The following is a 13,819-nucleotide window of genomic DNA, read 5'->3' as shown; positions in this document are numbered from 1 at the left end:
CTTAAATGTGGTTTTGAATTAACAGCTCGGCAATTTGCACCGTATTGGTAGCTGCCCCTTTACGCACATTATCGGCCACAACCCATAGGTTCAAGCCATTTTCAAAAGAGATGTCTTCTCGAATTCGCCCAACATACACCGGATTGGTATCGGCTGCATCAGTCACTGCTGTCGGATAACCGCCATCCTGGTGCTCATCAATTAAGACGATGCCTTCTGTTTTCTTAAACAACGCCTTAGCTTCTTCAGCCGTTATTTTTTGTTTGGTTTCGATATGAATCGCTTCGCTATGACCATAAAAAACGGGAACTCTGACAGCGGTAGGGTTCACCTTAATCGTGTCATCTTCCATAATTTTATTCGTTTCCCAAACCATTTTCATTTCTTCTTTGGTATAGCCATTTTCTTGGAAAACATCAATTTGCGGGATACAGTTAAAAGCAATTTGCTTAGGGTAAACATTGCATTCAACGGATTTCATATTGAGTAAATTGGCTGTTTGAGTTGCCAACTCTTCAATCGCTTCCTTACCAGATCCTGAAACAGCCTGATAGGTACACACATTAATACGGCTAATACCCACTGCATCTTGAATCGGTTTTAAAGCCACCAACATTTGAATGGTTGAACAATTCGGGTTAGCGATAATGCCTCTGTTCTTATAACCAATCACCGCATCTGGATTGACTTCAGGCACCACTAAAGGGATATCATCGTCGTAACGAAATTCAGAAGTATTGTCCACCACAATACACCCAGCTGCCGCAGCCTTAGGGGCATATTCTCTAGAAATACTTGCGCCTGGTGAGAAAAGACCAATTTGAACTTTTGAAAAATCAAACGTCGCCAAATCTTCAATTTCAATCCAATGACCTTTAAACTCGAGTTTTTTTCCAGCAGATCGACTACTGGCTAACAGGTGCAGATTGCCAACAGGAAAGTTTCTTTCTTCTAGAACTTTTAAAATAGTTTCTCCAACGGCACCAGTTGCACCGACGACGGCAATATCATACTGTTTTGTCATTTTGATTCCTTTTGCTTTTCATCAGACTGTGCAGCAACATCAGATTTATTTTCGTTTGTCGAAGTCACATGTGATTTTTCAAGTCTTTGTAAAAATTCTGAAATGGCTTGAGGTGTATTTCTTTGTTTCTCAATTTCAGGGAAGCTGACCACTAGGCCGCCTTCTGTTAATTCACGGCTTTCACCGATAAATCGGCCGCCTGACTCGATCATCATTTCACCACAGATGACCTCTCCCAGGACTTTCCCTGTAGACAAAATATCAATGCTTTCGCAAGCGACTTTACCTTCAAGGGCACCACTGACAACAATCGTTTTAGCTTTGACTAACCCGGTAACAGAACCTTCATTCCCAATCGAAACATCGTAATCGGTTTCAACAATGCCTTCAACGCAACCATCGATATGTAAAGTGCCATCTAGGCCCTTGATTTCACCAATTATTTTACATCCCGGAGCAATAATTGTTTTTCCACCCGCTTCACGCGTTCTTGAATCATTTGACTTAAAGATCCCCATGGCACCCCTTTTACCTCTTTAAAAATTCCATCATAATTTTTTAAATTCCAGTTGATGAAAGCGACTGGATTTAATTTCCGTTGAACAAAACTTATTTCATAATGCAAGTGTGGACCAGAAGAAAGTCCGGAAGAACCGATTTCACCAATTAAAGTGCCTTTCTTAATGACTTGTCCAGTTTTGACATGTAATTTACTCATATGACCGTAGAGTGTTTTAAAACCATAGTCATGCGAAATAATTACCAAACGTCCATAGCCACTTCGTTTGTGATAGCCAGCATACTCAACTGTACCATTTGCGGTTGCAATAACACCATCACCATATTTCCCACGATAGTCAATCCCGCGATGGAACTCTCTAGAGCCTTTTACAGGGTGAGTTCGCCATCCATAGCTACTACTGACCCCTTTAAAGGTTTTAACAGGTCGATCGTTTGGAATATCTTCTAACATCACCTGCTTTTCCAGTGTGGTTAACTGGGCAATTTTGACCCGATCCAACACCAAAGCATCTTCATCTGACTCAACGCCAATTAAGTCTTCAAGACCCTTTAACGTTTGATCTAAGAATTGGATTTGTTTGGACTTGGTATCCAGTTCTTCCTGAATTTTATGTTTCTCTTTTTCGAGAAGATAATAGGCCTGTTCCCGTTTTTCCAACACCTCGTTGTATTCGGCTTGTGCTGAAATTCGATTGTTTTCAATCGCAACAATTTCTTGATTCAACCACCAAATAATCACCGCAGAACTGGCTAACATCAAAATGATAAACAGCACCACAAACAATGCAAACTTGCGCATAAATTGTTTAAATGAAAAATGGCGTGAACCATGAACATCACTAATGGTAATGGTAAAGTGATTTTTCATTCGATGTGGCACTTTTGAAGGCTTCTCATTAGACTTTAATCAACTGCACTTATAGCTCAGCAACAACCGCTGATCCGATTTCAGAGGTGGACACCTTTTGCATACCTTCAGACCAGATATCCCCTGTTCTAAGGCCTTTATCCAATACACGACTGACCGCACTTTCAATGCGAACTGCCAAGTCCTCACGACCTAAACTATATCGTAACATCATGGCCGCTGATAAGATGGTGGCCAGCGGGTTGGCAATATTTTGTCCAGCAATATCTGGAGCCGAGCCATGACTAGGTTCATACATCCCTTTATTATTGGCATCTAGTGAGGCGGACGCTAACATACCAATCGATCCAGTCAACATAGAGGCTTCATCTGACAAAATATCACCAAACATATTGCCCGTCACCATCACATCAAATTGCTTTGGATTTAAGACCAACTGCATAGCCGCATTATCAACATACATGTGTTGAACTTCAACCTCAGGATAGTCTTTCGCAACCTCATCAACCAGTTCGCGCCAAAGCTCAGTCACTTCCAATACATTCGCCTTATCAACTGAGCACAAACGTTTATTACGTTTCATGGCCGCATCAAACGCCACATGTGCAATGCGTTTGATCTCAGATTCAGTATAGACATAGGTATTAAACCCTTGACGTTCACCATTATCGAGCTGACGAATGCCTCTCGGTTGCCCAAAATAAATACCACCAGTTAGCTCACGCACAATCAAAATATCCAATCCCGCGACCACTTCAGGTTTTAACGTTGAAGCATCGGCAAGTTGCGGAAACAAATAAGCAGGACGTAAATTGGCAAACAATTCCAAATTTGAGCGCAAGGCTAGTAATCCCTTTTCAGGGCGAACAGAAATATCTAAAGATTCCCACTGATAACCCCCAACTGCCCCTAATAAAATCGCATCGGCCTGTTTTGCTTTTTCCAAGGTCGCGTCTGCCAAAGGCACTCCATGCACATCATAAGCTGCGCCGCCTACAAGGTCTTCGGTCATTTCAATGTCTAAACCATCTGCTTGTAATGCCGTTAAAACCTTAACCGCTTCTGCTGTAATTTCAGGGCCAATACCATCACCTGGCAAAATTAAAATCTGTTGGGTCATCAATCCGTCTCTTTATTCTTAAAATTATAAAAGGGTTATTCTGCAGCAAAAAGCCAAGGATTTTTAGCTTTATGTGCCGCTTCAAAAGTTTCAATTTCACTTTGATGTTGTAATGTTAAACCAATATCATCTAAACCGTTTAATAAACAGTGACGACGAAATGCATCAACTTCAAACTGAATGGTTTCTCCAGAGGGCTTAATTATTTGATGTAAATCCAAATCTACCGTCAATTGATACCCAGAGTTTGCAAACACCTCATCAAATAAGGACGAAACCACATCGGCATCTAAAACTATTGGCAAAATACCATTTTTAAAACTATTGTTAAAGAAAATATCGGCAAAACTTGGTGCAATAATGACATCAAAGCCATAATCTTTCAATGCCCAAGGTGCATGTTCACGACTGGAACCACAGCCAAAATTTTCACGCGCCAATAAAATTTTTGCGCCTTGATATTGGGGTTGATTCAGCACAAAATCTTTGCGCAACGGGCGTGCGCTATTATCCTTGCCTGGCTCACCCACATCTTCATAACGCCACTCATCAAACAAATTAACCCCAAAACCAGTCCGTTTAATCGACTTTAAAAATTGTTTTGGAATAATGGCGTCGGTATCCACATTTGCTCGATCCATCGGAGCCACTATCGCGGTGAGTTTTGTAAACTTTTCCATTGTTAATCTTATCCCTTATTGGTTTGAACCAATCAATTGACGCACATCGACAAAATGCCCTGCAATGGCTGCGGCCGCTGCCATTTGTGGGCTGACAAGATGGGTTCGCCCACCCGCGCCCTGACGTCCTTCAAAATTACGATTAGAGGTTGACGCACAGTGTTTACCACTTGGTAAACGGTCGGCATTCATTGCCAAACACATTGAACAACCTGGATTACGCCATTCAAAACCCGCTTCAATAAAAATCTGATCCAACCCTTCGGCCTCTGCTTGCTGTTTAACCAATCCTGAGCCAGGGACGATCAAAGCCTGCTCAACCGATGGAGCGACTTTCTGCCCTTTTAACACTTCAGCTGCTTGACGCAAATCTTCAATTCGAGAATTGGTGCAAGAACCAATAAAAATATAATCAACCGGAATGTCACTGATAGCCATACCCGCCTCAAGCCCCATGTAAGAAAGCGCTCGACGAATCCCATCAGCCTTAACCGCATCCGTTTCTAAACTAGGATCGGGGACTTGACCATTGACTGACAACACCATTTCAGGTGAAGTGCCCCAAGACACTTGCGGCTCAATACTCGCTCCATCCAATTCAATGACTTTATCAAATTCAGCATTCTCATCCGATTTCAAGTCCTGCCAAGCAGCTACAGCGACTTGCCACTGAGCACCTTTCGGCGCAAACGGACGTCCCTTAACATAGTCGATGGTTTTGTCATCAACAGCAACCAATCCGACTCGAGCACCCGCTTCAATAGCCATATTACAAACCGTCATTCGCCCTTCAATCGACATGTCTCGGAACACCTGACCCCCAAATTCAATCGCATGACCATTTCCACCAGCTGTACCAATCTTTCCAATAATGGCCAACACCACATCTTTAGGACCAACACCGGGTTGAAGCGTTCCTTCAACCTTAACCAACATGTTTTTCATCTTTTTTTGGATCAAACATTGTGTTGCTAATACATGTTCTACTTCGGACGTCCCGACACCATGCGCCAAAGCGCCTAAGGCACCATGAGTAGCGGTATGAGAATCACCACAGACCAAGGTTGTGCCAGGTAAGGTCACTCCTTCTTCAGGGCCAACTACATGCACAATCCCTTGGCGGATATCGCCGATGCCAAACTCGGTAATGCCAAATTCTTGTGCATTGGCATCTAGAGTTTGCACTTGAATACGAGAAATCGGATCAACAATATCTTCAACCGAGTCATAAGCCGTCGTCGGTACATTATGATCGGGCGTCGCGAGATTTGCATCAATGCGCCAAGGTTTACGATTTGCCAACCTCAATCCTTCAAAGGCTTGAGGAGAGGTGACTTCATGCAATAATTGACGGTCAATATATATTAGCGCGGTGCCATCTTCTTCTTGTCTGACCACATGGCTGTCCCACAATTTATCGTATAAGGTCTTAGCAGACATTTGATATAATCTCTCTTGTTATTAAAGCGGCCCTTTTATTCGGGGATTAAAACCGCAATGACGTTTATTCAAAGTAGCTTGGTATTATAGCAGTTCAAATTTTTCCGATGATACAAAATAGCGACAATCCACCTGGGATTTTTGCAATGAACTTTTGTTTTCTACCCTAATTGATACACCCAAGGATCCTCATGAATTACCGCATTAAAGAAGCCTTCTATTCATTACAAGGCGAAGGCAAGCACAGCGGACGCCCGGCCATTTTTTGCCGGTTTAGTCACTGTAATTTATGGACAGGCAAAGAGGCGGATCGCGCCATGGCCACCTGCCAATTTTGCGATACCGACTTTGTTGGCACCGATGGTCAAAATGGCGGTGTTTTTGCCACAGCAGAATCACTGGTCAATCATCTTTTGCAGCTTTGGCCGACCCAAAACGACCAGGCCTGGTCAAATCCGTTTGTGGTACTAACCGGCGGCGAACCCTTGCTACAAGTTGATGAAACCCTCATTAACCATCTTCATCAACAGCATTTTGAAGTGGCGGTTGAAACCAATGGCACTTTAAACCCGCCAGCCGGACTCGATTGGATTTGTGTTAGCCCAAAAGCCAATGCACCTTTATTATTGACCTCTGGCGATGAATTAAAATTGGTTTATCCGCAAACCGACCTACTGCCTGAGAAAGTGGCACAGCTCGATTTTAAATATTTTTATTTACAGCCGATGGATGAAACCGATCCAGTTAAACAAAAAGCCAATCAACAAGCGGCTATTCGGTATTGCCTTGACCATCCGCAATGGCAACTGAGTTTGCAAACGCATAAATTATTAGGAATTGATTGAGAATTAAGCAAGCGGATTTTATTTCAAGGCGCACTAACAAGGGTTGTGGTGTTTAAGGCCGCTTTTAAACGCTGAGCAATTTGATTGCGAACACGATAAGACGCCGACTCATTAATCAGCAAAGCAAAAGGTGCCCAGTTAGGGGTTTTCCCCTTAGGGTCAGCGATTTCAATATAACCCGCCAAGGTCGTCACGCCAATCAAGGTACCACTTTTCGCATAAACGTTCGGCAACACCTCAGGCAATAGCTGTCGCCAAGGTTTAAACGCTTCTAATAAGGTAACTAGCTGCCTGGCACTGAGACGATTCTGCCGAGATAATCCTGCGCCATCTTCCAACGAAAAATGCTGCCAACCAAAATAGTGTTGCAAATCCGCTTGTAATAATCTGGCCACTTTTGCTGGCGTTGCTGGGGCACCATATCGTTCCGCACTCATCATCAACACCAACTGATTGGCAATAAAGTTGGTTGAATAACGCATCATTGGCTGAATCATTTCAGCTAAGGTGAGACGATTAAAATGCTGATAAACCAACTCAGCGTCATCATCCATGCCAGAACGCCACTTCACTGGCTGTTCAATACGAATGCCTTGTTGTGTTAAAAAAAGGCTTAATAACTCCGCGAAATACTGTTCACAGCGTTTTGAATCACTCCCCAAATTGATACGACCTTGTGATAAGTCTGCCTCTGGACGACTGGCCCAACTTTTTGCCAGCGGTGTTAATGGTGTTTGAGGTTCAGCAGAAACCAACACGCCCTGCTGACGCTTTATATTGAGGGTATTAAAGTTGGCGGCTAGAGCGCTGGGGATCGCATCATAAGGGTTTTGAGAGGCAGATCGACCGGGCAAAATAACCTGACTTTTAAAGTGATCGGTATTCAAAGCCAAATGCGAAATTTGATCAACGCCTTGAGACTTTAGACGCTCCGCTAATTGCTTAGCTAACCGTTCAATTTCTTCCGAAACCAAAAACGGATCTCCATAGCCTTTCACCGTTAGCACAGGTGACGACTGTGATGATTGATTCAGGTAAAAATCGGTATGAAATCGATGAGATGGCCCCCATTGTTTTAGTGCTAAAAACGCCGTAATTAATTTGGTGGTTGAGGCCGGTATCATGGCCTTGTCGGCATCTTTCATCATCACAGGCTGTTGTTGTGGGTTGAGTAGTAATAAGCTAGCATTTTCGAGCTCAGCAAAAGCAGTCGGCAGCGATTGCGCCTGTAAGCTTATCGGCAACATCCATACGCTTAAATACAGGAGCCAGCGCACAGAGAGTCTGCTTTTGTTTAAATAGCCTAGGTTGAGCACAAACAAAAAGTCCTTTCGATTAACACCATGAACGCTTTATTTTACCTATTTATCGTCAGTCAAAATAAAATATTGGCAATACACGTTCATGACGAAGATGCTAAAATAATCTGTTCATTTAAAGACAAACCCAACGATACCCTAGATCAACATTAAGAGAAAGGAACCCAGCGATATTATGCAAGTTCAAGATATGGAAAAATTCTCGCAAATCCTTAGTTGGGTGTTTAGTTATTATGAAAAAGATTTAACCGATCTGACCTTTGAAATGTACTGGAACGGCTTAAAAGATTACAGTATTGAAGAAGTGCAGGCGGCTTTTAATGCCCATCTACAGCATCCAGAAGAAGGCCGCTGGTGGCCCAAAGTGTCCGACATTATCAAAAACTGTAAAGGCGGCACTATGGATAACGCCTTACGCGCTTGGAACGAAGTGGAAACCGCCATTCGAAAAGTCGGGGCTTATCAGGACGTGGTCTTTCACGACCCATTAATTCATCAAATTATTCATAAAATGGGCGGCTGGATGGCGCTGTGCGATATTCCCGATGAAAAATCTTTAACCTTTAAGGCCAATGAATTTAAAAATGCCTATCGTGCCCTTTACGGCACGCCTGCGCAACACCAACCTCCTGTCGAGTTGACCGGTATCATCAATGCCCAAAATGCCAAGCTAAAAGGCGCCAAAAAGAACCCGCCAGTCCTGATTGGAGATCCTGTGAAGGCCAGGCAAGTCATGCAACAGCTTTGTCGTGCCGACAACTTAATCACTATTAGTCACGAGACTGATAAACTGGTCAAAAGTTTACAAAATCAAACTCAGTCTAATTAACCATGCAAATTCAATTTGACACCCAAGTTGCCGAAGCGCTATCGATCCATGAAGCCATCTTTCTAGGATGGATACAGCACAATTACGACCAAGCCCCCATCAAAACGGATGCGCTCGAAAGCCTATTCGCTTTTTGGAATGATGAACTGCTCCACAAGGTGCTACTGCGGCTGGAAAAGCGCCAGATTATCAGTGTGCGTCGCAATCAAAAAGGCTATTGCATTTTTACCATTAACCCTACCACCTTTCAGCAACAAACCGGACTCTCCCTTGAAGCCGATGCCAATTTACGTAGTTCAGAACCCTTATTGGACGATAACTTAAAGAAACACTTAAAACGCTTTGAAGGCACCGACACTCTACTCAATAAAAATCTGTCTCGATTATTAAAGGATCAAACCGAATCACTATTGCTTTATGCGCAACAAGAAGGGCTATCTGAAGCCATGGCCAATCAAAGCTTTGACAAGTTTCTACACTATGTTGCGGCCAACCCAGATCGCTTTTGGAACAGTGACCTAGTTGCCTATTGGCGGTTCTGGGTCAGTAACAGCAAAGACAAACAGCAACAAAACCAGACACCCGGCAACGGCAAACGTGCCGCCATTGAGAGATCGGCTCAAACCGCAGCCAGCAACTGGTTAAAGAAGAAATCTCAAGATCCACAGTTGTACCACTCCCCTAAAATTACCCACGAATAACGGGCTAAAACGACCGGGCCTGGTTGCTTTTAAGCGATTTTTCGACCATCTCAAAGCTTGAGTCATAGTTTCAAGTATCAATTTTGTGTAAGCTATCAATAACCCACTTATCTACTAGGATATTGTTATGCGCATTCTGATCTTGTTATCATATTTCGTTAGTAGTCTATTTGTTCAAGCCTATGCTCAGGAGGTCAAGATGTCTGATAGCCAAACCGCAAATAAAACCGAATCCATTGTGTTTGCGATGGGCTGTTTTTGGGGTGCCGAAAAACGCATGAGTGCGATAAAGGGCGTGCTAGATGTTGAAAGCGGTTATGCGGGTGGCGATCAACCTCAGACTAGCTATGAACAAGTCTTAAGGCTTGAAAAACAGATTCGGATGGGGATGAGTCAAGCGCGTAATCATGCCGAAGTGATTAAAGTGACCTTTGATCCACAAGTCGTCTCGCTTGAAACCCTACTGATTCACTTTTGGGAGAATCACAATCCCACTCAGGGCGACCGTCAGGGCAATGATATTGGCAGTAACTATCGAAGTGCTATCTACACTCAGTCACCTAAACAAGCCAATTTGGCGGAAGCCACCAAACAACAATATCAAGTTGCTTTAGATAAGGCCGGCTACCCCAAAATCACCACCGAAATTGCACCGTTACGTCACTACACATCCGCGGAAGAATACCACCAGAATTATCTGCAAAAAAATCCCAATGGCTATTGTGGCTTAGGCGGAACTGGCGTCAAATATCCAAATACGACACCCTCCACTTCAACTACCGCACCAACCGATCCTGCGACTACCTTATCGGCAAAAGACTTGAACAAGTCATTACAATTAATTGTTTTTGAAGCAGAAGAATGTCAATATTGCAAAGCATTTAAGCAAGAAATTTTATCCAACTGGCAATCTGAAGTCGCCGTTGCAACTACCCTAACCCCGCAACCGCCTGCAGGTTGGAAGCTAGCCCAACCGTTATTTGCCACCCCAACCATTGTCTTATTCAAAGACGGTCAAGAGACTTCTCGTTTTACCGGCTATACCGGCGATAAAACGCGTTTTTGGCAATGGCTTGGCTTTCAACTTCTCACGCCACAACAACAGCGAATCGCGTTTGAACAAGGCACCGAACCCGCCTTTAGTGGATCGCATCTTGATGAAAAACGTCCAGGCACCTTTGTGGACCCAATCACCGGTGCGCCACTATTTCGCACCGATACTAAATTTGAAAGTGGCTCCGGTTGGCCCAGCTTTTTTAACCCGGTTGAAGGCGCGATTACTGAACATCCAGACCATAGTCATGGTATGACGCGAACCGAAGTGCGCAGCGCCAGCTCTGGCATTCATTTAGGTCATGTTTTCAATGACGGCCCACCACCGACTCATAAGCGCTATTGCATTAACGGCAATGTGCTTAAATTTGTTGCCGACTAGAAGATAGATTATCTTTGTCTCACAAACGTGATAAACACCTAAATACAGTTCTAGGCATCGCTTAAAATAGTCACATGGACTCTTATCTAACGCTTTTTTTCAGTGCTTTTTTGGCGGCCACGCTTATTCCAGCTGGCTCGGAAGTGCTGTTATTAAGTTTGGCTACATCTGGCGACTCACTTTGGCTGCTTTGGGTTTGGGCCACGGCGGGCAATACACTTGGCTCAATGGTGAATTATGCTTTGGGTCGCTATTTTCTGCACTATCAACAACATCGCTGGTTTCCGTTTAAAGCCGAACGCCTCCATAGTAGCCAGCGCTGGTTTCAACGTTATGGCTATTGGTCATTATTGTTTGCTTGGCTGCCCATTTTAGGAGATGCACTCACATTTATTGCCGGGATGATGCGATTGTCTTTTATTGGGTTTTGTATTCTAGTCGCCATTGGCAAAGGAACCCGTTATGCGCTTTTACTAGGCGCGCTCAGTTGGTTTGGCGGCGCTTAATGGAATGCCCAGCGGGAGCTTCTAAAGGGTTATCTGGCCAACGGTGCTTAGGATAACGCCCTTTCATCTCTTTAATCACCTCAAAATAAGAACTTTGCCAAAATCCAGCTAAGTCAGCCGTGGTCTGAATCGGCCTTCTGGCTGGCGACAACAGTTCAAAGGTTAAAGACACCTGACCGCCAGCTAATCGAGGTGCATTCTGCTCCCCTAGCACTTCTTGTAATTGAATAGCAACTTTGGGCGCCAGTTGTTGGCTATAAACAATAGGCACGCGTTTTCCAGATGGCGCGGTATAAACTGAGGGTGCTTGTTGATCCAACACTTGCAATTGTTCGTAGTTGAGCTGGGCCTGTAATAAGGGCAATAGGTCAACCGCTTGTAAATCTTTCACCGATTGAACATGATTCAAATATGGCGATAACCAGTGGTCATAATTCGATTCTAACCAGGCCTGGTCGAAATTAGGCCAATCTGACTGATACACAGCCAGCCATCTCACTCGACTCAACCACTGCATGGTTTTCTCAGACCAATGCAATAAAGACGGATGTTTCGGCAACAAAGCGGCCAGTGCTTGCTGGAACTCTGCCCGGCTGGGCTTGGGCAAAGTGGTTTCGGATAGGATTAATGCGCCTAACCGAGTGATTTGTTGAGCCGTTACCGTCTGTTTGGCTTCGTCATACTGCAATCGAGGTTCGCAGCGAATTTTGGATTCGAACAGCGACTTAAGCGTATTCACATCGATGGGGGCCGCAAGAAAAATTCTGGCAGCTTGACGCTGCCCATCAATAGCAGCTACCACCAACCAAGAGTGTTGGATAAGGGAATCCTGTTGCGAAAGTATCGCGCCTTTACCATTACTCAGTCGATAGCGGCCGCTTTTATTGGAACGACATTGTGCAATGCGATCGGGAAACCCGACCGCCAATAACCGTCCTGTCTGCGAATGTAACAGGTCAAGCGCCAACTGACTGGGCTGTGCGCCTAATTGTTGTCTAAGGCGCGTCGCTGTTTTTAGCAGTTGCCGCATTAAGTGCGGACGAATTTGTGAGTTTTGGCGATGCTTTGCCGATGAATCTCTCGCAGACTGTATCGCTAGCAAACGTTGTGTCATATCAACATCGTCGGCAGATTGAAACACATCCCCTTCAATCAATAACGCAACCAAATCACACGCCAAATGTTGAATTTCAGCGGATTGGGTTTGGGCAAAAATTAAAATTCTAGCCAAACGTGGATCGATTGACCATTGCGCCGCTTGTTGGCCCCGCGCTGATAATTGGCCGGTTTCCGTTAACAGGTCCAGTGACTGTAATAGGGTTTGAGCCACTTTAAAATGGGCTTCGGGTGGTGGTGTTAACCAATCCAGTTCGTCAATATCATGAACGCCCCATTGCGCCAACTCCATACACAATTGCGTCAACTCAGTTTGGGTGATTTCTTCAGCATCAAAGTCCGCTCTTTGTTGATATTGACTCTCCGACATCAGTCGATAGCAAATGCCCGGCCCTAAACGCCCCGCTCGTCCCTGACGTTGATCGGCTGATGCCTTCGAACAAGGTTGTGTCATTAATCGAGTCATGCCACTAGTCACATCGTAAACCGCTTTACGCACCCATCCTGAATCCACTACCGCATCAATCCCTTCAATGGTTAAGCTGGTTTCGGCTAAATTGGTAGACAACACCACTTTTCGTCGTCCTTGAACGTCCGGCATGATAGCGGCCTCTTGTTCGGCAATGGGCAAACTGCCATACAAAGGCAAAACGACCAGGCCTGGCCAATTTTTAGCCTCCAGTTGATTTTGAAGCCGATGAATTTCCGCTTTACCCGGTAAGAAAACCAGCACATCTTTCTGACTATTTTGTAATGCCCGTTGGATCAGATGAATACAGTCCCCTGACCAGTCATGGAAATGCGTTCCCTTGATGGGCTGTGGCGCATAAACAGTTTTAACCTCAAAGGTGCGACCTGGAACCTGCAAAATGGGGGCTTGCTTTAAATACCGACTGAGAGTGGTTGTTTCGATGGTCGCCGACATCACCAACAGCTTGAGCTCAGGGCGCAATGCGGTTTGAACATCCAAACATAACGTTAAGGCTAAGTCAGCATGAATGGATCTTTCATGAAATTCATCAAAAATAATGAGCCCAACCCCTGGCAATTCCGGGTCTTGTTGCAGGCGTCTTGTTAAGATGCCTTCGGTCACAATTTCTAAACGTGTTTGGGACGAGACGCGCCGATCATTTCGCACATGATAACCAACGGTTTCACCGACCCTTTCTCCTAACTGCTTGGCTAAATAGTTTGCAAGGGTTCGCACAGCCAATCGTCTTGGCTCTAAAAGTATAATGATTTGATTAGAAAACGCTGCAGAGGCCAAAAAGGCGAGTGGCACCAAAGTCGATTTTCCCGCACCGGGTTCGGCTTGTAATACCCAATTTGGATTTTGGCTAAAACCATCGACCAATTGAGGTAAAAACTGTGTGATCGGTAATTCGGTTTGATTATTTGCAGACATGGGGCAAGA

13 protein-coding genes are annotated in these 13,819 nt (G+C 44.5%); 5 read left to right on the top strand and 8 right to left on the bottom strand.

The window, feature by feature from the left end; all coding sequences use genetic code 11:
* Window position 1 precedes the first annotated feature (1 nt).
* Genes CYQ88_RS07390 through leuC form a run of 6 tightly spaced genes read right to left on the bottom strand, consistent with a single transcriptional unit; the run spans window position 2 to window position 5,654 of the window.
* On the bottom strand, window positions 2-1,024 hold the full coding sequence (locus CYQ88_RS07390; protein ID WP_101840719.1) for an aspartate-semialdehyde dehydrogenase: 1,023 nt from the start codon (window positions 1,022-1,024) through the stop codon (window positions 2-4).
* Window positions 1,021-1,542: a polymer-forming cytoskeletal protein gene (locus CYQ88_RS07385; RefSeq protein ID WP_101840718.1), complete on the bottom strand. Its 522-nt coding sequence runs from the start codon at window positions 1,540-1,542 to the stop codon at window positions 1,021-1,023. The genes CYQ88_RS07390 and CYQ88_RS07385 overlap by 4 nt, the downstream gene beginning before the upstream one ends.
* Window positions 1,464-2,414 (bottom strand): M23 family metallopeptidase, encoded by a 951-nt coding sequence (locus CYQ88_RS07380; RefSeq protein WP_101840717.1) that lies wholly within the window; start codon window positions 2,412-2,414, stop codon window positions 1,464-1,466. The genes CYQ88_RS07385 and CYQ88_RS07380 overlap by 79 nt, the downstream gene beginning before the upstream one ends.
* A 49-nt stretch (window positions 2,415-2,463) precedes the next feature.
* The gene (gene leuB / locus CYQ88_RS07375; RefSeq protein ID WP_101840716.1) at window positions 2,464-3,534 is read right to left on the bottom strand and encodes a 3-isopropylmalate dehydrogenase; all 1,071 of its coding nucleotides are present in this window, start codon (window positions 3,532-3,534) and stop codon (window positions 2,464-2,466) included.
* Between the two features lie 35 nt (window positions 3,535-3,569).
* Complete coding sequence (gene leuD / locus CYQ88_RS07370; RefSeq protein ID WP_101840715.1) at window positions 3,570-4,214, bottom strand: 3-isopropylmalate dehydratase small subunit; 645 nt, start codon at window positions 4,212-4,214, stop codon at window positions 3,570-3,572.
* Between the two features lie 15 nt (window positions 4,215-4,229).
* The gene (leuC, locus tag CYQ88_RS07365) at window positions 4,230-5,654 is read right to left on the bottom strand and encodes a 3-isopropylmalate dehydratase large subunit (protein WP_101840714.1); all 1,425 of its coding nucleotides are present in this window, start codon (window positions 5,652-5,654) and stop codon (window positions 4,230-4,232) included.
* Window positions 5,655-5,845: 191 nt separating this feature from the next.
* Between leuC and queE the strand changes: the two genes are divergently transcribed.
* Window positions 5,846-6,499, top strand: coding sequence for a 7-carboxy-7-deazaguanine synthase (gene queE, locus CYQ88_RS07360; RefSeq protein WP_101840713.1), 654 nt, complete (start codon window positions 5,846-5,848; stop codon window positions 6,497-6,499).
* Window positions 6,500-6,522: 23 nt separating this feature from the next.
* On the opposite strand, the gene CYQ88_RS07355 is transcribed toward queE, so the two are convergent.
* Window positions 6,523-7,746 carry a D-alanyl-D-alanine carboxypeptidase/D-alanyl-D-alanine-endopeptidase gene (locus CYQ88_RS07355; protein ID WP_101840712.1) on the bottom strand — a complete coding sequence of 408 codons (1,224 nt, stop codon included), beginning with the start codon at window positions 7,744-7,746 and terminating at the stop codon, window positions 6,523-6,525.
* Window positions 7,747-7,993: 247 nt separating this feature from the next.
* Here CYQ88_RS07355 and CYQ88_RS07350 point away from each other — a divergent pair, with 247 nt between their 5' ends.
* The 4 genes from CYQ88_RS07350 to CYQ88_RS07335 all read left to right on the top strand — a co-directional run bounded on the left by CYQ88_RS07350 (window position 7,994) and on the right by CYQ88_RS07335 (window position 11,289).
* Window positions 7,994-8,647: a DUF6475 domain-containing protein gene (locus tag CYQ88_RS07350; protein ID WP_101840711.1), complete on the top strand. Its 654-nt coding sequence runs from the start codon at window positions 7,994-7,996 to the stop codon at window positions 8,645-8,647.
* Window positions 8,648-8,649: 2 nt separating this feature from the next.
* A complete protein-coding gene (locus CYQ88_RS07345; protein ID WP_101840710.1) occupies window positions 8,650-9,348 on the top strand; it encodes a hypothetical protein in 699 nt (232 codons plus the stop codon).
* 199 nt (window positions 9,349-9,547) lie between these two features.
* Complete coding sequence (gene msrA / locus CYQ88_RS07340) at window positions 9,548-10,783, top strand: peptide-methionine (S)-S-oxide reductase MsrA (RefSeq protein WP_233188838.1); 1,236 nt, start codon at window positions 9,548-9,550, stop codon at window positions 10,781-10,783.
* Window positions 10,784-10,857: 74 nt separating this feature from the next.
* The gene (locus CYQ88_RS07335) at window positions 10,858-11,289 is read left to right on the top strand and encodes a YqaA family protein (RefSeq protein ID WP_101840708.1); all 432 of its coding nucleotides are present in this window, start codon (window positions 10,858-10,860) and stop codon (window positions 11,287-11,289) included.
* Here CYQ88_RS07335 and hrpB read toward each other — a convergent pair.
* Window positions 11,267-13,810, bottom strand: coding sequence for an ATP-dependent helicase HrpB (hrpB, locus tag CYQ88_RS07330; RefSeq protein WP_101840707.1), 2,544 nt, complete (start codon window positions 13,808-13,810; stop codon window positions 11,267-11,269). The two genes, CYQ88_RS07335 and hrpB, sit on opposite strands and share 23 nt — an antisense overlap.
* Window positions 13,811-13,819: the final 9 nt, after the last annotated feature.

This window comes from Hydrogenovibrio sp. SC-1, assembly GCF_002848135.1.
GTDB lineage: Bacteria > Pseudomonadota > Gammaproteobacteria > Thiomicrospirales > Thiomicrospiraceae > Hydrogenovibrio.
The sequence above is the reverse complement of the archived record's forward strand: the minus strand, read 5'-3'. Positions and strand labels throughout refer to the sequence as shown.